Annotated in this window: 18 protein-coding genes and 1 riboswitch; of the genes, 6 read left to right on the top strand and 12 right to left on the bottom strand. The window is 60.9% G+C overall.

The annotated features are described in order from the left end of the window. Window positions 1-6: 6 nt before the first annotated feature. From AC07ZE_RS03145 to AC07ZE_RS03115, 7 genes are all read right to left on the bottom strand, one after another. The gene (locus AC07ZE_RS03145) at window positions 7-531 is read right to left on the bottom strand and encodes a retropepsin-like aspartic protease family protein (protein WP_207261169.1); all 525 of its coding nucleotides are present in this window, start codon (window positions 529-531) and stop codon (window positions 7-9) included. Beyond that, on the bottom strand, window positions 528-1,517 hold the full coding sequence (locus tag AC07ZE_RS03140; protein WP_207261167.1) for an esterase-like activity of phytase family protein: 990 nt from the start codon (window positions 1,515-1,517) through the stop codon (window positions 528-530). The genes AC07ZE_RS03145 and AC07ZE_RS03140 overlap by 4 nt, the downstream gene beginning before the upstream one ends. Then, on the bottom strand, window positions 1,517-3,421 hold the full coding sequence (parE, locus tag AC07ZE_RS03135) for a DNA topoisomerase IV subunit B (protein WP_095192155.1): 1,905 nt from the start codon (window positions 3,419-3,421) through the stop codon (window positions 1,517-1,519). Before parE ends, AC07ZE_RS03140 begins: the two co-directional genes overlap by 1 nt. A 76-nt stretch (window positions 3,422-3,497) precedes the next feature. Then, window positions 3,498-4,106, bottom strand: coding sequence for a YqiA/YcfP family alpha/beta fold hydrolase (locus tag AC07ZE_RS03130; RefSeq protein ID WP_207261165.1), 609 nt, complete (start codon window positions 4,104-4,106; stop codon window positions 3,498-3,500). Window positions 4,107-4,236: 130 nt separating this feature from the next. After that, window positions 4,237-5,052 (bottom strand): 3',5'-cyclic-AMP phosphodiesterase, encoded by an 816-nt coding sequence (cpdA, locus tag AC07ZE_RS03125; RefSeq protein WP_207261156.1) that lies wholly within the window; start codon window positions 5,050-5,052, stop codon window positions 4,237-4,239. A gap of 103 nt (window positions 5,053-5,155) precedes the next feature. After that, window positions 5,156-5,608, bottom strand: a complete 453-nt coding sequence (locus AC07ZE_RS03120) for a DUF1249 domain-containing protein (RefSeq protein WP_008063540.1) — start codon at window positions 5,606-5,608, stop codon at window positions 5,156-5,158. Beyond that, a complete protein-coding gene (locus tag AC07ZE_RS03115) occupies window positions 5,599-6,216 on the bottom strand; it encodes an NUDIX domain-containing protein (protein WP_207261154.1) in 618 nt (205 codons plus the stop codon). The genes AC07ZE_RS03120 and AC07ZE_RS03115 overlap by 10 nt, the downstream gene beginning before the upstream one ends. A gap of 224 nt (window positions 6,217-6,440) precedes the next feature. Between AC07ZE_RS03115 and AC07ZE_RS03110 the strand changes: the two genes are divergently transcribed. Further along, window positions 6,441-7,187, top strand: coding sequence for an RsiV family protein (locus AC07ZE_RS03110; RefSeq protein WP_207261152.1), 747 nt, complete (start codon window positions 6,441-6,443; stop codon window positions 7,185-7,187). Here AC07ZE_RS03110 and cytX read toward each other — a convergent pair. Together cytX and thiC are read right to left on the bottom strand one after the other, a co-directional pair. Next, complete coding sequence (gene cytX, locus AC07ZE_RS03105; RefSeq protein ID WP_207261149.1) at window positions 7,156-8,448, bottom strand: putative hydroxymethylpyrimidine transporter CytX; 1,293 nt, start codon at window positions 8,446-8,448, stop codon at window positions 7,156-7,158. The genes AC07ZE_RS03110 and cytX overlap by 32 nt on opposite strands. A gap of 148 nt (window positions 8,449-8,596) precedes the next feature. Beyond that, window positions 8,597-10,486, bottom strand: coding sequence for a phosphomethylpyrimidine synthase ThiC (gene thiC / locus AC07ZE_RS03100; protein ID WP_034148712.1), 1,890 nt, complete (start codon window positions 10,484-10,486; stop codon window positions 8,597-8,599). Between the two features lie 163 nt (window positions 10,487-10,649). Continuing rightward, a riboswitch (TPP riboswitch) is annotated at window positions 10,650-10,755 on the bottom strand. A gap of 192 nt (window positions 10,756-10,947) precedes the next feature. Here thiC and AC07ZE_RS03095 point away from each other — a divergent pair. After that, window positions 10,948-12,387: a TolC family outer membrane protein gene (locus AC07ZE_RS03095; RefSeq protein WP_207261147.1), complete on the top strand. Its 1,440-nt coding sequence runs from the start codon at window positions 10,948-10,950 to the stop codon at window positions 12,385-12,387. Between the two features lie 61 nt (window positions 12,388-12,448). Here the strand turns inward: AC07ZE_RS03095 and waaA are convergent, their stop codons facing one another. Next, a complete protein-coding gene (gene waaA, locus AC07ZE_RS03090) occupies window positions 12,449-13,723 on the bottom strand; it encodes a lipid IV(A) 3-deoxy-D-manno-octulosonic acid transferase (protein ID WP_207261145.1) in 1,275 nt (424 codons plus the stop codon). Beyond that, window positions 13,716-14,636: a LysR family transcriptional regulator gene (locus tag AC07ZE_RS03085; protein WP_207261143.1), complete on the bottom strand. Its 921-nt coding sequence runs from the start codon at window positions 14,634-14,636 to the stop codon at window positions 13,716-13,718. The genes waaA and AC07ZE_RS03085 overlap by 8 nt, the downstream gene beginning before the upstream one ends. Before the next feature lie 103 nt (window positions 14,637-14,739). Between AC07ZE_RS03085 and AC07ZE_RS03080 the strand changes: the two genes are divergently transcribed. The 4 genes from AC07ZE_RS03080 to AC07ZE_RS03065 all read left to right on the top strand — a co-directional run bounded on the left by AC07ZE_RS03080 (window position 14,740) and on the right by AC07ZE_RS03065 (window position 18,231). After that, window positions 14,740-15,072: a DMT family transporter gene (locus tag AC07ZE_RS03080; RefSeq protein ID WP_207261141.1), complete on the top strand. Its 333-nt coding sequence runs from the start codon at window positions 14,740-14,742 to the stop codon at window positions 15,070-15,072. A 173-nt stretch (window positions 15,073-15,245) separates the two neighbouring features. Continuing rightward, on the top strand, window positions 15,246-16,421 hold the full coding sequence (locus AC07ZE_RS03075; RefSeq protein WP_207261139.1) for an NAD(P)/FAD-dependent oxidoreductase: 1,176 nt from the start codon (window positions 15,246-15,248) through the stop codon (window positions 16,419-16,421). Further along, complete coding sequence (locus AC07ZE_RS03070; RefSeq protein ID WP_207261137.1) at window positions 16,418-17,230, top strand: aldo/keto reductase; 813 nt, start codon at window positions 16,418-16,420, stop codon at window positions 17,228-17,230. Before AC07ZE_RS03075 ends, AC07ZE_RS03070 begins: the two co-directional genes overlap by 4 nt. A gap of 32 nt (window positions 17,231-17,262) precedes the next feature. Next, window positions 17,263-18,231, top strand: a complete 969-nt coding sequence (locus AC07ZE_RS03065; protein ID WP_207261135.1) for a metal ABC transporter ATPase — start codon at window positions 17,263-17,265, stop codon at window positions 18,229-18,231. A 50-nt stretch (window positions 18,232-18,281) separates the two neighbouring features. Here the strand turns inward: AC07ZE_RS03065 and hldE are convergent, their stop codons facing one another. Further along, on the bottom strand, window positions 18,282-19,706 hold the full coding sequence (hldE, locus tag AC07ZE_RS03060; protein ID WP_095192169.1) for a bifunctional D-glycero-beta-D-manno-heptose-7-phosphate kinase/D-glycero-beta-D-manno-heptose 1-phosphate adenylyltransferase HldE: 1,425 nt from the start codon (window positions 19,704-19,706) through the stop codon (window positions 18,282-18,284). Window positions 19,707-19,797 lie beyond the last annotated feature (91 nt).

Genomic DNA, 19,797 nt, shown 5'->3' with positions numbered 1-19,797 from the left:
CGGGCCTCATCGGTTCGTTGTCTGGCGCAGCAGCATGGTGCCACCGCGCTGGGTAAATTCAAGTTTGTTCAGCGCGCTCATGCCGAGCAGCACCTGATCGCCATGCAGGCCCGGCGCCACCAGGGCGCGGACGTCCCGCAGCACGATGTCGCCCAGTTGCAGGCGTTCGATACGGGTGCGATAGCCCTGGCTCAGCCCATTGGCCGTGCTCAAGGTCACACCGAAACCTTCTTCAAGCTTCAAGCGCTTGGCCAGCTGTGCCGGAATCGCTACATCGGTCGCCCCGGTGTCGAGCATGAAGTCCACCGGCTGACCGTTGATCTGGCCGCTGGCGACAAAATGCCCTTGGGCATTGCCGATCAGTTTCACTTCGACAAAGCCGTCGCCCTGCTGCGAGCTGATCACGGCGTTGGGATTTTGCTGCCGCTCTTCCCATTGGCCAAAAAAACGCGTCGCCAAAAACAGCGCTGCGCACCAGGCCAGCACCATCAATACCCGTCCGGCACGTTTCCCTGGCGTTTGCTGACTCACGGCCTGGCGCTCCAGCCACCGTCAGGTGCGGCAAAGCGCCAGACGATCGGCCGCACCTCGCCATCGGCGCGGCTTCCGGTGTTGTTGTCGATACCGATCCATGCACCCTCGGCGTCCACGACCAGCGCTTCCGCCAGACCATAGTCCTGCGGATAACGGCGATGTTCCTGCAGCGCCTCGTCGGCATATGACCAGCAGCGCTCGACCTTCGCTGTCAAGGCGTCACGGCGACAAATCTCGAACACATTGCGCTCAAGGGTAAACAGCTTGCCGTTGAACAAAGACAGATCGGCAAAATCCCGGGGCAACGCCCGGGCTCGGGGAAACTGTGCTGGTTGCATTTCTTTTCCGGCCTCGCTCAGCAGCACGCAGCCGCCATCGCAGTCCCAGACGCTTTGCTTGCGCTTGATCAGCAACAACCCGCGACTGTCTCGCTCGGCGGCCAACCACAATTGGTCACCTTCGGGGCTGATCGCCAGGCCTTCGAACAGCGCATTGAAGCGCAACAGCATGCCACTGGCCCGCGCTTCACGAACCATGAGCGGCGAAATCTTCAGCCAGGACGTCGGCCCCGTTGGCGGAACTTGCAATACCGCCCCGTGTGACTCGCTGACCACGTAACGGTTGCCCGCACTGTCGCAGGTGATGCCTTCGAAATCCAGGTCACCACCGCGCACGAACGACGCCACCCAGGCACGTGAACGCAACCCCCAAGGCAAACCGTTGTCGGGCACCGGAGGAACGCCGATGCCGACCGCTTCAGCTTGCCAGACGTCGCCACCGGTTTCGAGGCGGTAGAGCTGGTCGTCGTCACGATCAGACACCGTCCACAACTCGTGGCCACATTGCGCCAGACCGGACAGGTTGCCGCCGCGCATGCCTTCGATGGCATGCTCGGACAACAGACGCAGTTGCGGTTTCGGCTCCGCAGACACCGTGATCGAGGTCAGCAGCAACGCACACGCCAGGGCAAAGCCCAGACGCATCAGCCCAGAACCTCGGCCAGGTTGCCCTTGGACTCCAGCCAGGTTTTACGGTCGCCGGCACGTTTTTTCGCCAGCAGCATGTCCATGATTTCCGAAGTTGCCTCGAAATCGTCCAGCGTCAGTTGCACCAGGCGCCGGGTGTTCGGGTCCATGGTGGTTTCACGCAATTGCGGCGGGTTCATTTCACCCAGGCCTTTGAATCGGGTGACCTGTGGCTTGCCGCGTTTCTTCTCGGCCACCAGGCGATCGAGAATCCCGTCGCGCTCGGCTTCGTCCAGGGCGTAATAAATCTCTTTGCCCAGGTCGATGCGGTACAGCGGCGGCATGGCGACATACACGTGACCGGCATCGACCAGTGCACGGAAATGCTGGACGAACAAGGCACAGAGCAAGGTGGCGATGTGCAGACCGTCGGAGTCGGCGTCAGCGAGGATGCAGATTTTGCCGTAGCGCAGCTGGCTCATGTCCGCCGCGCCCGGATCGACGCCGATGGCCACGGCGATGTTGTGCACTTCCTGGCTGGCCAGCACTTCGCTGCCGTCGACTTCCCAAGTGTTGAGGATCTTGCCGCGCAACGGCAGGATCGCCTGGAACTCTTTATCCCTCGCCTGCTTGGCCGAACCACCGGCGGAATCACCTTCCACCAGGAACAGTTCGGAACGCATTGGGTCCTGCCCGGCGCAATCGGCAAGCTTGCCCGGCAACGCCGGCCCCTGGGTGATGCGCTTGCGCTCGACCTTCTTGCTGGCCTTCAGACGACGACCGGCGTTGTTGATCGCCAGTTCGGCCAGCAGCAGGCCGGTTTCCGGGTGGGCGTTGAGCCACAGGCTGAAGGCATCCTTGACCACACCGGAAACGAACGCCGCCGCCTCGCGGGACGATAGACGCTCCTTGGTCTGACCGGAGAATTGCGGTTCCTGCATCTTCATCGACAGCACGAAAGCGACGCGCTCCCAGACGTCTTCCGGCGCCAGCTTCACGCCGCGCGGCAACAGGCTGCGGAATTCGCAGAACTCGCGCATGGCGTCGAGCAGGCCCTGACGCAGGCCATTGACATGGGTGCCACCCTGGGCGGTCGGGATCAGGTTGACGTAGCTTTCCTGCACTGCGTCGCCGCCTTCCGGCAGCCACAGCAAGGCCCAGTCCACCGCTTCCTTGTTACCCGCCAGGCTACCGCAGAACGGCTCGTCCGGCAGGCGTTCGAACTCGCTGACCGCGTCCACCAGGTAGGAACGCAGGCCATCTTCGTAATGCCACTCGACCTTCTCGCCGGTGCCTTTGTCTTCGAAGCTGACCAACAGGCCAGGGCACAATACGGCCTTGGCCTTGAGCACGTGTTTGAGACGGCTGATGGAAAACTTCGGTGAATCGAAGTATTTCGGATCCGGGGCGAAGAAAACGCTGGTGCCGGTGTTGCGCTTGCCGACGGTACCGACGATTTCCAGTTCACTGGCCTTGAAGCCATCGGCGAAGGTCATCTGGTACTCATTGCCGTCACGCTTTACGCGCACCCGGACTTCGGTCGACAAGGCGTTGACCACCGAAATACCCACCCCGTGCAGACCGCCGGAGAACTGGTAATTCTTGTTGGAGAACTTGCCGCCCGCATGAAGCTTGGTGAGGATCAGTTCGACGCCCGACACGCCTTCTTCCGGGTGAATATCCACCGGCATGCCACGGCCGTCATCGCTGACTTCCAGCGAGTGATCGGCGTGCAGGATGACCTGTACCGATTTGGCATGTCCAGCCAGGGCTTCGTCGACGCTGTTGTCGATGACTTCCTGGGCGAGGTGGTTCGGCCGGCTGGTGTCGGTGTACATGCCGGGGCGTTTGCGTACCGGGTCGAGGCCCGAGAGGACTTCGATGGCGTCGGCGTTATAAGAGCTAGCGCTGGGAGTGGCCATGGGGTCTCGTCGTCCTTCAGTGAAAAGCTGTTCAGTAAAAAAGGTTCAGTACAAAAAGGGCACTATCGCCATGAAATCAGAGTGCCGCGAAATCAATCGCCTGATACACATCGGCGCCGATGCCGGCAAAGCTCAGCATCGCCGGCAACTGTTCGGCAAACCCCTGGAAACCATGATCGCCGCCGGCCTGGATACGCAAGGCGCAGGCCCGGTAGTACCGCTGGGCGAGGCGATAGTCCAGCGTTTCGTCCCCGGTCTGCAACCACACCTGATAGCGATGCGGATCCTGCGGTGCCGGCACTTCCAGCTCGGCCAGGGCCGTCACGTGGTCGTGGGTCAGTTCCCAGGCCTCATCGGTATACAGGTTTTTCTGGGTTCCCAGAAATCCGTCGAACATCCGGTGCGGACTGACGGCAGGGTTGATCAGCAAGGCTTTCAGGCCATGGCGCTCGGCCAGGTGAGTCGCATAGTAGCCGCCGAGCGAGCTGCCGACCAGCAATGGCCGACCGAGCTCGGCAATCGCCTGTTCCAGCTGGCCAATGGCCTCGCGGGGATGGTGATGCAGAGCGGGCACGCGCAGATGATCGCTCAAGCCCAGTCGCTCCATCACTTCGCTCAACTGAGTGGCCTTTTTTGAGGCAGGCGCGCTGTTGAAGCCGTGGATATAAAGGATCGAGCCGGACATTTGAACTCCCTGTGCATCGGGTAAAGAAGGAGGGAGTTTACAGGGTGTCGGGGGAATCGGGGATACATGCGCAATTTGTGTCGCCAAGGCGGACGCCTTCGCGACTCGGTCATACAAAATGACAAATGAATCAGTAGCCGTTAGAACCGTAATCCACCGTGAAATCGAACCCGACGACCCGCTCCACCCCGGTTTCAAGCCGCCCGTCCGGCAACAACCGCAGCCAGCGATACCCCGGTGCCTGCTCACCGACCTTGAAATCCTCGCTGCCCGGTTCGAACTGAATGCAGGTCGACGGCGAAGCGATCAGACGCACATTGTTACGCAATTGATCGATTTCCTGATGCACATGCCCCCACAACACGGCGCGTACCTGTGGAAAACGATCCAGCACCGCAAACAACGCTTCGGGATTGCGCAGCCCGATAGGTTCCATCCAGGCACAACCGATCGAAACCGGATGGTGATGGAAACACACCAGATGATGTCGCTGTGGCGCTTCGCTCAACGAACGGGCCAGCAACTGCAATTGTTCGTCCTGCAAATAGCCCGGCACCGAGCCCGGCACCGCCGAATCAAGCAGCGTGACCCGCCAGTTGCCGATATCCACTACCGATTCCAGCAAAGCGCTTTGCACCGCCGCCTCAGCCATGACCTGCGGCTCGTCGTGATTGCCGGGAATCCAGCGCGACGGCGCATCGAGCTGTCGGGTCAATTCGCGAAACTGTTGATAGGACTCCAGCGTGCCGTCCTGGGACAGATCCCCGGTAGCCAGGATCAGATCGATTCGGGGTTGCTGCGCGCGAACAAGCTCGATGACTTTTTGCAGGCTGTCGCGGGTGTTCATGCCCAGCAGCGTGCCGTCCGCCTCGGCAAACAGATGACTGTCAGAAAGTTGCACCAGCAACGCCGGATCGGCGGTGGTCAATGTGGATACGCTCGGCAAGGCGTTCTCCCAGGGCATGATCACGGGAATGGAGGATGGCGCAATTATGCTGGGGGATGATCGAAAAGGGGAATCGGTGAACCTGACGCAGTTCACAACAACGTTAACGGACGACTTCGTACTCATGCCCCAACGCCAGGCAATGGCTCAGCCATTCACCCAGAAACATGTTCAGCTGGGCCTTCTCGTCGGGCTGGTGCATCGAGGCGTTCGGGTAAGGATAGATGCCGCGAAAGCGTCGCGCGTGCTCGGCGCTGACCACTTCGGCCATGCAGGCATCGTGGTAGACCTGAACCTCCAGCTGTGGCACAGGCAGCCATGGCAGGCTGTGTTCCTGGCGCACTTGCAGGGTCGTGGTGTACGGGCAGACTTGCAGCACTTCCAGCGCCAGAACGCCGAGCATCTGGTCGCCATGGGTGACGGCGATGCGCCGTGCCGCCGGCTCGCTGCGCATGTCCGGCAACAATCGCATCAGGCGCGCGTAGTTTGCCTCGCAGGACGCTTGCAGCCCAACCAGATCCACCCGATAGCGATCGCGCAACTTGTTTACGACCATAACCCCCTCACTTCAACGCGATTCAAAGCCAGCCACTGCAAGGCAATGATGCTGGGCGCGTTGGCAATACGTCCGTCGCGTACGGCCTGCAGGGCATCTTCAAAGGCCCACACCGTGACGCGGATATCTTCTGCTTCTTCCTCCAGCCCATGCAGGCCGCCGACCCCTTTACTGTCGCAGCGCCCCAGGTACAAATGCACGAATTCGTTGCTGCCGCCCGGCGATGGAAAATATTTGGTCATCGGCCACAGCGCCCCGATCACAAGCCCAGCTTCCTCCTGCGCTTCACGGTGAGCAACTTCTTCCGGTTGTTCGTCCTTGTCGATCAGACCGGCGACCAGTTCGATCAGCCATGGATTGGCGGTCTTGCCCATGGCGCCGACGCGAAACTGCTCGATCAGCACCACTTCGTCGCGCTGTGGATCATAAGGCAGCATGCACACCGCATCGTGGCGGACAAATAATTCACGATGGATTTCACGACTCATGCCTCCGGCGAACAATTCGTGACGCAAGTGCACGCGATCGAGCTTGTAGAAGCCCTCGAAGCACTTTTCGCGCCGAACGATATCGATGGCGGTCGGAATGGCGTTGGCAAAATCGGTCATGACAGTCCTCTTGTTTCACATCCAATACGAGGCTCCTTTTTTCCTTGAGCCTCGACTTCGCGCCATCCTAACGCGCCCGCGACGTTTGATGCAGCCCCTTTCCCGTCAGCGGGATAGACGGTGAGGGCGAAACCCACTCTAATTAGCTTAGTGGCGAACTGACTGCTCCGTTGAGAGTCGAAGCGGGTAACTTTTTGCCTTTCCCTGTTTTATGAAGGACACCCATGTCGCTTTTTAAAATCGCCTCCATGGCCGCTCTTGCCCTCACCCTGAGTGCCTGCCAGAGCCTGTTCCAGCCCAACTATCGAGTGCCGCTGGAAACCACCCGCGATGCCAGCGAACAGCTGAAACCGGGTTGCAAGGACCAGGATTGTCCACTGGTGAATATCGACACGCTGCGTTTCCCTGATGAACCACAACTGGACGGCATCATCGAGAAACGCCTGCTGCAAATGACCCGCACCTCGCCAGACGCTCCGGTTGCGCCGACGCTGGCGGCGTATCGCGATCAGTTTTTGCGCACCGCCGGACCACGCAACAGCAGTTATCTGCAAGCGAAAGTACGCGAGCAGCATGACGGCTTGGTGATCATTGAATTGTCCAGCTACCTGGACACCGGCGGTGCCCATGGCACGCCGGGTCGAGGTTTCATCAACTATTCACGTCAACAGCATAAAGTGCTGACGCTGTCGGACATGCTGGTGCCGGGGCAGGAAGAAGCCTTCTGGAAGGCGGCGCAGGTGGCGCACAACAGCTGGCTGATCAGCACCAAGCTCGATCAGGAACCGGAGTTCGTGAAGAGCTGGCCATTCCAGAAAACCCAGAACGTGGCGCTGACCTACGGCGGGGTGATCCTCAAGTACGAAACCAGCAGCATCGCGCCTTACGCGCTGGGCCATGTCGAACTGAAGATCCCCTACCCGCGCCTGAACGGCATCATCAAGCCTGAGCTGTTTCCCGGCCGTAACTGAAGGCACGGCCCAGCACAAGCTGCAGCAGCCCTGCCAGGACCAGCGCCGGCAGGGTTGCACCGACATCCGGATACAGATTGGCCAGCAGATGATAGGTACTGATCCCGCCCAGCCAGGCGAGCAGCGCCGGCCAGCGCAACGCGGCTGACGCCACTTGGCCACTGCGTTTGCGCAGGATGAAGTGATCCACCAGCACTACGCCGAACAGCGGCGCGAACACCGAACCGATCAGCAACAGGAAGTTCTGGTACTGGGCCAAAGGCGCCAGCAAGGCGATCAAGGTGCAAATCACGCCGATGGCCAGCGCCAGGTGTTCGACCTTCAAGCGCAACAGAATCCCGCTGGACACCGCCGCCGAGTGAATATCGGCAAAGGCGTTTTCCGATTCATCCAGCAGAATCAACAGCAGCGGAATCCCCAGGCCGGCACCGGCCAACGCCAACAGCAAGGCATTGACTTCACCGCTTGGCGCAAACGCCAGGGTGTAGGCCACGCCCAGGCTCATCAGCCAGAAGTTACCGATAAAGAAACCGATCGCGGTGCCGCCGAAAACGTTTTTCGCCCGTTTGCCGAAACGCGAGTAGTCGGCAATCAGCGGCAGCCACGACAGCGGCATGGCGATGGCGATGTCAAAGCCCACGGCGAACGGCATCGAACCGTCACCGGCCTGCGCCCACAACGCCGCCAGGTCTGCCTTGGCGAACAGGTTCCAGGTCAGCCAGATGCACGCGGCCAACAGCAGCCAGATGCCCCACTTGCGCAGGATCTGCCGCACGAAGGTCAGCGGACCGCTGACGGCCAGCAAGGTCGCCAATGCACCGAAAAATAGCGTCCACAGCACCGGGTTGGACATCAGGCTGCCTTCGCTGAAGGCACGCGCGCCCAGCAGACTGGCGGCATCGCGCATGACGATGATTTCGAATGAGCCCCAGCCGATCAGTTGCAGCAGGTTCAGCACCGCCGGCAGGCTCGCGCCTTTGGCACCGAGGCTGAGCTTGAGCGCAGCCATCGACGACAGGCCGGTGTCGCTGCCGATCACACCGACCGAGGCCAGCAGCAGAACGCCGACCAGCGTGCCGAGGAAAATCGCCAGCAACGAGCCGGACAGCCCCAGGCCGGGCGCGAGCAAGGCGCCCGTCTGCAAAACCATCAGGCCGATGCCGAGGGAGAACCACAGGGAAAACAGATCGCGCCCACCGAAGACTCGTTTGTCGATCGGCACAGCGATATCGGGGGAGTAAGTGCTGGGTTGAATGCTCAAGGGTGTTATCTCAGAGGGAGATTTGTTGTGTAGGTCGCTATCGCCAGCAGGCTGGCTCCCACAGGGGACATGTGAAAGGCACAGATCCAATGTGGGAGCCAGCCTGCTGGCGATGGGGCCTGTGCAGGCCCCTCCTTTTCAGGTCAGATCAAACTTTCTGGTACAGCTGACTGCCTTCCTGCTTGAAGCGCTCGGCCTGCTCGGCCATGCCCTGGGCGACGTCCACGTCCACCGCTTCGATCCGTTGGTTGGCCGCGTATTCACGGACTTCCTGGGTGATTTTCATCGAACAGAACTTCGGCCCGCACATGGAGCAAAAGTGCGCAACCTTGGCTGAATCCTTCGGCAGGGTTTCATCGTGATACGAACGAGCAGTGTCTGGATCAAGGCCCAGGTTGAACTGATCCTCCCAACGGAATTCGAAACGCGCCTTGCTCAGGGCATTGTCGCGGATCTGCGCACCCGGATGCCCCTTCGCCAGATCGGCGGCATGCGCGGCGATCTTGTAGGTGATGATCCCGGTCTTCACGTCATCCTTGTTCGGCAGGCCCAGGTGTTCCTTGGGTGTTACGTAGCAGAGCATGGCGCAACCGAACCAGCCGATCATCGCCGCGCCGATGCCGGATGTGATGTGGTCGTAGCCCGGCGCAATGTCGGTGGTCAGCGGACCGAGGGTGTAGAACGGCGCCTCGTCGCAGCACTCGAGCTGCTTGTCCATGTTCTCTTTGATCAACTGCATCGGCACGTGGCCCGGGCCTTCGATCATGCATTGCACGTCGTGCTTCCAGGCGATCTTGGTCAGCTCGCCCAGGGTTTCCAGTTCGCCGAACTGCGCTTCGTCGTTGGCGTCGGCAATCGAGCCCGGACGCAGGCCATCGCCCAGCGAGAAGCTGACGTCGTAGGCCTTCATGATTTCGCAGATGTCTTCGAAGTGGGTGTAGAGGAAGTTTTCCTTGTGATGCGCCAGGCACCACTTGGCCATGATCGAACCGCCACGGGAAACGATACCGGTCACGCGCTTGGCGGTCATCGGCACGTAGCGCAGCAATACGCCGGCGTGGATGGTGAAGTAGTCGACGCCCTGCTCGGCCTGTTCGATCAGGGTGTCACGGAACAGCTCCCAGGTCAGATCTTCGGCTACGCCGCCGACTTTTTCCAGGGCCTGGTAGATCGGTACGGTACCGATCGGCACCGGCGAGTTGCGGATGATCCACTCGCGGGTTTCGTGAATGTGCTTGCCTGTGGACAGGTCCATGACCGTGTCCGAACCCCAGCGGATACCCCAGGTCAGTTTCGCCACTTCTTCTTCGATGGACGAACCCAGGGCGCTGTTGCCGATGTTGCCGTTGATCTTCACCAGGAAGTTACGGCCGATGATCATCGGTTCCAGCTCGGTGTGGTTAATGTTGGCCGGAATGATCGCGCGACCGCGGGCAATCTCGTCACGGACAAACTCTGGGGTGATGATTTTCGGCACGCTGGCGCCGAAGCTGTGGCCGGCGTGTTGCTGGTCCAGCAAGCCGGCGGCGCGGGCCACTTCCAGCTTCATGTTTTCGCGGATGGCGACGTATTCCATCTCGGCGGTGATGATGCCTTGGCGCGCGTAGTGCATCTGGCTGACGTTGGCACCCGGCTTGGCGCGACGCGGGTTGTTGACGTGGGCGAAACGCAGCTTGGTCAGTTCCGGGTCGGCAAGGCGTTCCTGGCCGAAGTTGGAGCTCAGGCCGCTCAGGCGCTCGGTATCACCACGGGATTCGATCCATGGCGAGCGCACGTCTGCCAGGCCTTTGCGCACATCGATGATGACGTTGGGGTCGGTGTACGGGCCCGAGGTGTCGTACACCACCACCGGCGCATTGACTTCGCCGCCGAAGTCGGTTGGCGTCACGTCGAGACTGATTTCGCGCATCGGCACGAGGATGTCCGGGCGAGTGCCTTGGACATAGATTTTTTGCGAACGGGTAAACGGCTGAACCGATTGCTGATCGACCTTGGCCGAGTCACTCAGGTTGGTGGCGATTTTTGCTTTTGTAGTCATCACGGGCTCTCCAGACAGCATCCAGGCAGTGGAATTTTGTCGGAGCGAACCTGTAAACGAATGGACGCACGGGCGCTGGAAAACCAGCTGTGCTGTGCTCAGTGCTCGAGGGGTATTCGATTGTCGAACAACATCCCGGACGAAGCACAAGAGGACTCGCCGGGTGACGAGAAATCTTGTTCCCTACGCAGGCGCTAACCTGATCAGGTTCAACGGGATCCGAAATTATTCGATCTCAGCCTCATAGCAAGGCACCCCGACAAGAACGTGGCCAGTCTAGACACAACTGATCAAGAACGCCAACACCGCTGCAAACACCATGATGAATGGCGCAATTACAGGATTGTTGCGAGGCGAGCGCACTACTACACTCGCAACGGCCCAGCTGTGCATTGACGCTGCAGGTGCCGCGCCGTAGCCTTGGCGCTCAAATTATCAGTGTAATTTTCAGGGATCGCCTCATGCTGCGCAAACTCTCACTGGCCGTTGCCGTGTCTTGTGCGTCCAATGGAATGGCCTGGGCAGCAGAAGCGCCCTTATCGACCAAAACCGACCTGGTCAGCGTCTATCAGGAAGCGGTTGACAATAACGCCGACCTCGCTGCCGCCATTGCCCAATATGGCGCGCAGAAAGAAGTCGTGCCTCAGGCCCGAGCCGGTCTGCTGCCCAATCTCTCGGGTGGCGCCGATGTTTCCAGCGTTCGCACCTCGATCGATCAGCCTTCGGCCACCGCCAACCGCAATGCTCATTCCTACCAGGCCACCCTGGCGCAGCCGCTATTCCGTGCCGACCGCTGGTTCCAGTTCCAGGCGGCCAAGGATGTGAACGAACAGGCCGCCCTGCAACTCTCGGCGACCGAGCAAAACCTGATCCTGCAAACGGCCGACAGCTACTTCAACGTGCTGCGCAGCCAGGACAACCTGGCTTCGACCAAGGCCGAAGAAGCGGCATTCAAGCGCCAGCTCGATCAGTCCAACGAGCGCTTCGATGTCGGTCTCTCGGACAAGACCGACGTATTGAACTCACAAGCCAGCTATGACACTGCCAGGGCCAACCGCATTGTCGCGCAGCGCCAGGTGGATGATGCCTTCGAAGCCCTGGTCACCCTGACCAATCGACGCTACAACTCGATCCAGGGCATCAGCCACAATCTGCCGATCCTGCCGCCGGCACCGAATGACGCCAAGGCCTGGGTTGAAACGGCGGCCAGACAGAACCTTAATTTGCTGGCCAGCAACTACGCGGTCAGCGCCGCCGAACAAACCCTCAAACAGCGCAAGGCGGGTCATGCGCCGACCGTCGATGCCGTGGCCAGATACGAGAAGGGCGACAACGATGCGCTGGGTTTCAGCAACCCTAGCGCCTTCGGCGTGCCGTACAAAGGCGACGTCGAGCAAACGTCAGTCGGGCTGCAGTTGAATATCCCGATCTACAGTGGCGGGCTGATCAATTCCCAGGTCCGTCAATCCTATGCCCAACTTGACCAGACCGAACAGCAACGCGAATCGCTGCGCCGGTCGATCGTAGAAAACACCCGCGACCTGCACCGCGCCGTGAACACCGACGTCGAACAGGTACAGGCGCGTAAACAATCGATCATCTCCAACCAAAGTGCGGTGGAAGCGACCGAAATCGGTTATCAGGTGGGAACACGAAACATCGTCGACGTGCTGGATGCGCAACGTTCGCTGTACAACTCCGTACGTGATTACAACAACACTCGCTACGACTACATCCTCGACAACCTGCGTTTGAAACAACAGGCCGGCACTCTGAACCCGGGGGATTTGCAGGATTTGGCGCGCTGGCTCAAGCCCGATTACAACCCGGACAAGGACTTCCTGCCACCGGATCTGGCCAAGGCTGCGGCTGAACAGTTGAAGGCAAGACCGGGCCAGTAACAGACCTACTGGAGGGTGATTTTGTGGCGAAGGAGCTTGCTCCCTCGCCACAGGTGTCAAGTCAGTCGATCAACCGCCCCAGCCCATCCAGCAACCGCTGCAATGCCCCCTGATTGGTGCGCATCACCTTCAGCCCGGCCTGCGCCATGCGTTGCGCATCCCTCGGCAATTCGAACAACCGCTGCACCGCCAACGCCAACCCTTCGGCATCTTCCACTTCCTGCAACGCCCCGGCGTTGCGCAACTGCGCAGCGATTTCAAGGAAGTTGAACAGATGCGGACCACTGAGCACCGGTTTGGCCAGTGCCGCCGGTTCCAGCAAGTTATGCCCGCCATTGGGCACCAGGCTGCCGCCGACGAACGCGATGTCGGCCAAGGCATAGAGAAATAGCAGTTCGCCCATGGTGTCGCCCAGCAGCACCGAAGTGTTCGCGGTGACTGGCTCGCCACTGGAGCGACGGACCGTGGAAAACCCCTGCTGGCGACACAACTCGAATACCGGATTGAAACGCTCCGGATGTCTCGGCACCAGAATCAGCAAGGTATCGGGATGGCTCGCCAGCAACTGGCGATGAGCCGCCAGCACCACCTCGTCTTCACCGTCGTGCGTACTGGCGGCGATCCACACCGGACGCTCCTGCGCCTGCCATTGCCCGCGCAACTCGGCGGCACGCTGCAACAGCTGTGGGTCGATGGTCAGGTCGAACTTGATCGAACCGGTGACTTCGACGGTTTCAACCCGCGCGCCCAACTCACGAAACCGTTGGGCCTCTGCTTCTGTCTGCACCGCGAACAAACTCATTTCGGCGAGCATCGGTCCGGTCAACTTACCGAAGCGGCCGTAGCCTTTGGCCGAGCGCTCGGACAATCGGGCATTGGCCAGGGCCACGGGAATTCCACGCTTGGCACATTGATGGATATGGTTGGGCCAGAGCTCGGTTTCCATAATCACCGCCAGTTTCGGCCGAACCTGATCGAGGAAGCGCTTTGCCGCGCATGGCAAGTCATAAGGCAAGTAACAGTGCTGAATGCGCGGTTCATTGGCGAACAACGCCTGGATACGCTCGGACCCGGTTGGCGTCATGCAGGTCACGGTGATCGGCAGCTGTGGATAACGTTGCAGCAAGGCGCGAATCATCGGCGCGGCGGCAATGCTTTCGCCCACGGACACTGCGTGCACCCATAGACCGCCCGGTTTCATCGTCGGTATCCCGTAGGAAAAACGCTCGCCAATGCGTTTGGCATAGGCCGGCGCCTTGCGCGCCCGCAGCCACAGCCGAATCGCCACCAATGGCAGCCCCAGGTAAAACAACGCGGTGTAGAGAGTTCTATTCATGGCGGCGGAGTTTATCGGTTTTTTCGCCGATCGCCTGCAAGTGCACGGCAAATCGTTCCGCCAGCCAGCGCGCCGCCGGACCGAGCGGCTCATCGCGACGCCAGACCAGCTCCACCACCAAGGCTGGCGGGGTCCATTCGCTGCTCAGTTCGACCATCTGCCCGTGATAGGTCGGGTATTGCACCACATGGCGCGGCAGCCAGGCCCAACCGAGACCGCGCACCAGCCACTCAGCCATCACGTAAAAACTGTCTGCACGCCAGACTTGCGGGCTGGCCGGTTCGCTACCGGGGTAAACGCTGGACTGGGTCGACATCAGCAATTGACGATGTTGCGCCAGTTGCTGGCAATCGACCTGTGCCTGACGGGCCAACGGATGGTCGACACCACAGACAGTGACCATTTCCACACTTCCGAGCACGCGCCGCTCCAGCGCTTCGGGAATCTGATCATGAAAGAACAGCAAGCCCAGATCGGCGCGGCGCTCCACCAGCTTGCGTGCGACCTCGCCCTGGGCGGCGCTGGTCAATTGCACTTCAAGACTGGGAAAGCGCTCGGCCAATGCTTCGAAACTTTCGATGATCGGTTGATAAGGCATCGCCTCATCCTGGGCCAGACGCAGTCGGGCTTCCTGCCCGCGCATCATCGCCAGTGCCCGGCCATTGAGGCGCTCGCACTGGCGCAGCACTTCCCGCGCCTCCTCCAGCAACGCATTGCCGGCCTCGGTGAGTTTCGGCTGACGGCCGCTACTGCGATCGAACAGACTCACGCCCAGGTCTTCCTCCAGCAACGCGATCGCACTGCTGACCGCCGACTGCGCCTTGCGCTGCTCCCGTGCCACGGCAGAAAACGACCGTTGCTCGGCAACGCTGACAAACAGGCGCAACTGCTCCAGATTCCATTGCATATTCATGGATCAACCCATCTTGATAACAGATAGGTAATGACTTTACCGCATCTGAAGAGCCTCTAAAATGCCGACCTTAGAAAGCAGCACTTCACACGAGGATTGACCCATGACCGCTTACTACTACCTGGCCATAGCCATCTGCGCCGAAGTGATTGCCACTGTTTCGATGAAAGCGGTCAAGGGCTTCAGCACCCCGCTGCCACTGCTGCTGGTCATCATCGGTTACGGCATTGCCTTCTGGATGCTGACCCTGGTGGTGCGCAGTGTGCCGGTGGGCGTGGCTTACGCGGTGTGGGCCGGCATGGGCATCGTGATGGTCAGTGTCGCGGCGCTGTTTATCTACGGGCAGAAGCTGGATGTACCGGCGATGATGGGGATGGCGCTCATCGTATTGGGCGTCGTGGTCATCCAGCTTTTCTCCAAAACTGCCGGACATTAAAACCCGCCCCCCCTCCCTTGTGGGAGCGAGCCTGCTCGCGAAAGCGGTGAGTCAGCAGTATAAATATCAACTGACACGCCCCTTCGCGAGCAGGCTCGCTCCCACAGGTGCAGCAGCCCTCCAATCTTCGAGTCTGTATACTGCGCCCTCGTCTTGAACACTGAGGTCGCTGCATGCCATCCGTTATTTCCACCGACGTTCTGATTGTCGGCGCTGGTGTCGCCGGCCTCTGGCTGAATGCGCGCCTGCGCCGCCAGGGTTTTTCGACCGTACTGGTGGAAAGCGCCAGCCTCGGTGGCGGGCAGAGCATGAAGTCCCAGGGCATCATCCATGGCGGCGCCAAATACGCCCTGCATGGCGCCCTGACCGGTGCCTCTGAAGCCATCGCCGATATGCCGCGTCGCTGGCGTGAGGCACTGGCCGGGGACGGCGAGCTGGACCTGTCCGGCGTGCGCCTGTTGTCCGAAGCCCATTACCTTTGGTCCCCCGGCACGATCGCCGGCAACCTCACCAGTTTCTTCGCCAGCAAAGCCGTGCGCGGTCGCGTCGATCAGGTCAAGGGCGACCAACTGCCACCGGCCCTGCAGGACAAGCGTTTCAAGGGCAAGGTCTATCGCCTGGCCGAACTGGTGATAGACGTGCCAAGTTTGGTCCAGCGCCTGGCTGACCTGGCGGGTGAGGGTTTGCTCGCCGGTCAGAAAATCGAACCGTTGCTGGAGGGCGGCGTGCTCGTCGGCCTTAAAGTGGACGAGCGTGAGATCCGCGCGCAACGCATCGTCTTGAGCGCCGGCGCCGGGACGGCGGCACTGCTTGAGGCCTTGGGCCTGAGTCAGCCGGCCATGCAACGCAGGCCGCTGCACATGATCATCGCCAAGGGCCCGAGCCTCAAACCGCTGTACGCCCACTGCCTGGGCGGCGGCACCAAACCACGTATTACCGTGACCACCCACCCGGCCGCCGACGGCCAGTGGGTCTGGTATCTGGGTGGCGATATCGCCGAAACCGACGGCGTAGCCCGTGAGCCTGCCGAACAAATCGCCACCGCCCAGAAAGAACTCGGCCAGTTGCTGCCCTGGATCGACTTGAGCACCGTGCAATGGGCCACCTTGCGCGTGGATCGTGCCGAGCCCCTGCAAACGGGGCTGACCCGTCCTGACAATGCGTTCCTGGCCGAGGAAGGGCGACTGCTGGTGGGCTGGCCAACCAAACTGGCTCTGGCACCGGACTTTGCCGATCGGGTGATCGCAAGCCTTGAACGTGATGGCATTCGACCCGGCCCGACATTCGAATTGCCGCCCCTGCCAAAACCGCCGATGGGTGTGCCTGCCTGGGAGCAACTGCTGCCATGAGCCAACCGACCTTGCACGAGCTGCATCGCCCCTTGGGCAGCACCGGCCTGCTGGTATCGCCCCTGGGCCTGGGCACGGTCAAACTTGGCCGCGATCAAGGGGTGAAGTACCCCAACGGATTCCAGATTCCTGACGATAACGAAGCGCGGATGCTGCTCAAACTCACGCGCGACCTGGGCATCAACTTGATCGACACCGCACCGGCCTATGGTCGCAGCGAAGAACGCCTCGGCCCGCTGCTGCGGGGACAGCGCAAGGATTGGGTGATTGTCAGCAAGGTCGGCGAAGAATTTGCCGACGGTCAGTCGCGCCACGATTTTACCGCCGCGCATACCCGATTTTCTGTGGAGCGTAGCCTGCAACGCCTGGAGACAGATTTCCTCGATCTGGTGCTGGTGCACTCCGATGGCAACGATCTGGCGATCCTCGACGACTGCGAAGTCTATGCCACCCTCGCCGCGCTCAAGGCCGAAGGCAAGATCCGCGGCTTCGGTTTTTCCGGCAAAACCGTCGAAGGCGGTTTGAAGGCTCTGGAGCAAGGTGATTGCGCGATGGTCACCTACAATCTGAACGAACAGACCGAGAAGCCCGTCATTGACTATGCTGCTGCTCACGGCAAAGCCATTCTGGTGAAAAAAGCCCTCGCCAGCGGGCACGTGTGCCTGAGCCCGGGAGTGGATCCGGTGCGCGCGAGTTTCGAGCTGTTGTTCGAACATCCGGGTGTTGCCAGTGCTATTGTCGGGACCATCAATCCGCTGCACCTCGCCCACAACGTCGCGACCGTAGCCCAGGTCCTACGTAGCAACTGATGCCGCCCACGCGGCCTTAAGCAGGAGCCGACATGCCGCGTACGCTCATAAGAAAGAACCCGAGCAACTTCAAGACCCTGCCGTTATTCGTTGAAGCGACTCCCGAAGGCTTGAGTTATCAGAGCGTCGGGAGGCCGCTCAATTTCGCCCAGATCCTCCAGCGTCGCCGCCCCGTAGCGGTCGGTGACACCGAGCGGTTTGCCCTCGAACTGGCCAACCTCGGGGTTTCGGTGCGCCTGACGCTGCATTGGCAGAATCGCGACTACTGGGTGTTAGTGAGGCAACGTCGGCAGGACCGTGGCGACGTGGTGCTCAAGCTGATTTCCGGCTATGTGCCGGCACATGAACTGAATCTGCCGCTGCACACCGCGATCCAGGAGATTGCCGAGGAATGCCTGCTGGAAACCCCGGAAGGCTGGCTCGGCGGGCGCTTCCACGATACCTGGCTACCGGCACCCTACTCTTCAGCCCTGCACTACCGCGAAGCCATGCCGTTTCGCCTGACGTCACTGTCCGGCTCGGCACGGCCGGTGCGTTGCGCCAAACTGCCGCTGATCGAACGGCCACGGGCCTATGTGCACCTGCCGACGGCGTCACTGCAACTTATCTATGATCTGCGCCTGGACGTACCCAAGGAAGCCAAATCCCTGAGCCTGTTCCATGTCGACGAACGTTTGGAGGGCGATCAATTGGTGGCCCGCCTGGACCGCAAGCGCCCCGACCTGTACCTGATGCCCTTGCAGGACGGCCACCCACTGGCTGAGCTCTACACCTTGAAAAAGGATCAACTGTACCCGGCCAGCACGCGCGGCTTGTACCTGGCGGAAAGCTTTGCCCGCCAAGAGGGATGGCTGGTCAAGGATGAGCGGATTCGCTGGAAGGATTGGGTCAGGCAGCAGGGGTTGACCCCGCCGGGGAAGGATTCAGGTCTGGCGCTGTTACGCGGGAAGGCGAAACAGCTGCTGAAGAAAATGGTACCGCGTAAAAAAGTCAGCTCTTAACGCAAGAGATCGCAGTCCCTGCAGGAGCAAGGCTGCGATCTTTTATGGCGTCATTCAGATTTGCGGATCTTCTCGACGATCGCGGTCGTTGAGCTATTTTCCACCAAACCCAGCACCTTCACCGTCCCACCATAAGCGGTCACGATGTCCGCACCGACAACCTGATCGATCCCGTAGTCCCCGCCTTTGACCAGCACGTCCGGCTTGACCTCGCGCAGCAGGTTTTCCGGGGTGCCTTCCGGGAAGCTGATCACCCAGTCCACCGCGCCCAGACCGGCCAGCACGGCCATGCGCCTGTCGACACTGTTGATCGGCCGACCCGGCCCTTTCAGGCGGCTGACCGACGCATCGTCGTTGACCGCGACAATCAGCCGGTCGCCCTGCGCCCGCGCCTGCTCCAGATACGTCACGTGGCCGGCGTGCAGAATGTCGAAACAGCCGTTGGTGAAGACTATCTTCTCGTTGTGCGCACGGGCATCGTCGACTGCCAGCAGCAGTTGTTCGAGACCCAGCACGCCGCGCTCTGAACCTTCTTCACGCTGAATGGCACGACGTAGCTCCGGCGCGCTGATGGCCGCCGTACCGAGTTTGCCAACCACGATGCCCGCCGCCAGGTTGGCCAGGCCGACCGCGTGAGGCAGCTCCTCGCCTGCGGCAATCGCCGCCGCCAGGGTAGAAATCACCGTGTCGCCGGCACCGGTCACGTCGAACACTTCACGGGCGCGGGCCGGCAGGTGCAGCGCCGGATGATCCGGGCGCAACAGGGTCATGCCGTGTTCGCCACGGGTCACCAGCAAGGCGCCGAGTTCCAGGTCATGCATCAACTGCGCGCCCTTGCTCACTAATTCGTGCTCATCGGCACAACCACCGACGATGGTTTCGAATTCGCTGAGGTTCGGCGTGATCAGGCTCGCACCGCGGTAGATCGAGAAATCCTTGCCCTTGGGATCGGCCAGTACCGGAATGCCACGGGCACGGGCGGCCTGGATCAAGACCTGGTGGTTTTTCAGCGCGCCTTTGCCGTAGTCGGACAGCACCAGCACCTTGATGCCCTCGAGCAATTCGTCGACTTGCGCCGCCAGTTCGAGCGCGTCGGTGGCGAACGGCTCTTCAAAGTCGATACGCAGCAATTGCTGGTGACGACTCATGACCCGCAGCTTGACGATGGTCGGCTGGTGCGCAACACGCTGGAACAACGCCCGTACGCCGGCACCCTTGAGGCTGTTGGCCAGGCTATCGGCGGCCTCATCGTCGCCGGTCACGCCAACCAGCGAGGCTGGGGCGCCGAGGGCGGCAATGTTCAACGCAACGTTGGCGGCACCGCCCGGGCGGTCCTCAATGTGATCGACCTTGACTACCGGTACCGGCGCCTCAGGGGAAATCCGTGAGGTACCACCATGCCAGTAACGGTCGAGCATGACATCGCCGACCACCAAGACAGGGGCTTGATCGAATCGCGGCATGGACAACTTCATGGAGCAACCCACATACAAAATGAACAGGGGCGCGATATTAACACAGGGCAGGCACCCGCTTGTGCGATGGCTGCAACGGGATGAAACGGCA

The sequence above is a fragment of the Pseudomonas sp. GW101-3H06 genome (assembly GCF_059424605.1).
Note: the sequence above shows the minus strand (reverse complement) of the source record. Positions and strands in the feature narration are given on the sequence as shown.

Excerpts from the sequence above, each read along its gene's own strand:
- hldE (WP_095192169.1), bottom strand. The coding sequence starts at position 19,706 with ATGAAGTTGTCCATGCCGCGATTCGATCAAGCCCCTGTCTTGGTGGTC.
- AC07ZE_RS03095 (WP_207261147.1), top strand. The coding sequence starts at position 10,948 with ATGCTGCGCAAACTCTCACTGGCCGTTGCCGTGTCTTGTGCGTCCAAT.
- thiC (WP_034148712.1), bottom strand. The coding sequence starts at position 10,486 with ATGACTACAAAAGCAAAAATCGCCACCAACCTGAGTGACTCGGCCAAG.
- AC07ZE_RS03070 (WP_207261137.1), top strand. The coding sequence starts at position 16,418 with ATGAGCCAACCGACCTTGCACGAGCTGCATCGCCCCTTGGGCAGCACC.
- AC07ZE_RS03065 (WP_207261135.1), top strand. The coding sequence starts at position 17,263 with ATGCCGCGTACGCTCATAAGAAAGAACCCGAGCAACTTCAAGACCCTG.
- waaA (WP_207261145.1), bottom strand. The coding sequence starts at position 13,723 with ATGAATAGAACTCTCTACACCGCGTTGTTTTACCTGGGGCTGCCATTG.
- AC07ZE_RS03140 (WP_207261167.1), bottom strand. The coding sequence starts at position 1,517 with ATGCGTCTGGGCTTTGCCCTGGCGTGTGCGTTGCTGCTGACCTCGATC.
- AC07ZE_RS03085 (WP_207261143.1), bottom strand. The coding sequence starts at position 14,636 with ATGAATATGCAATGGAATCTGGAGCAGTTGCGCCTGTTTGTCAGCGTT.
- AC07ZE_RS03075 (WP_207261139.1), top strand. The coding sequence starts at position 15,246 with ATGCCATCCGTTATTTCCACCGACGTTCTGATTGTCGGCGCTGGTGTC.
- AC07ZE_RS03110 (WP_207261152.1), top strand. The coding sequence starts at position 6,441 with ATGTCGCTTTTTAAAATCGCCTCCATGGCCGCTCTTGCCCTCACCCTG.
- parE (WP_095192155.1), bottom strand. The coding sequence starts at position 3,421 with ATGGCCACTCCCAGCGCTAGCTCTTATAACGCCGACGCCATCGAAGTC.
- AC07ZE_RS03120 (WP_008063540.1), bottom strand. The coding sequence starts at position 5,608 with ATGGTCGTAAACAAGTTGCGCGATCGCTATCGGGTGGATCTGGTTGGG.
- AC07ZE_RS03115 (WP_207261154.1), bottom strand. The coding sequence starts at position 6,216 with ATGACCGATTTTGCCAACGCCATTCCGACCGCCATCGATATCGTTCGG.
- AC07ZE_RS03130 (WP_207261165.1), bottom strand. The coding sequence starts at position 4,106 with ATGTCCGGCTCGATCCTTTATATCCACGGCTTCAACAGCGCGCCTGCC.
- AC07ZE_RS03080 (WP_207261141.1), top strand. The coding sequence starts at position 14,740 with ATGACCGCTTACTACTACCTGGCCATAGCCATCTGCGCCGAAGTGATT.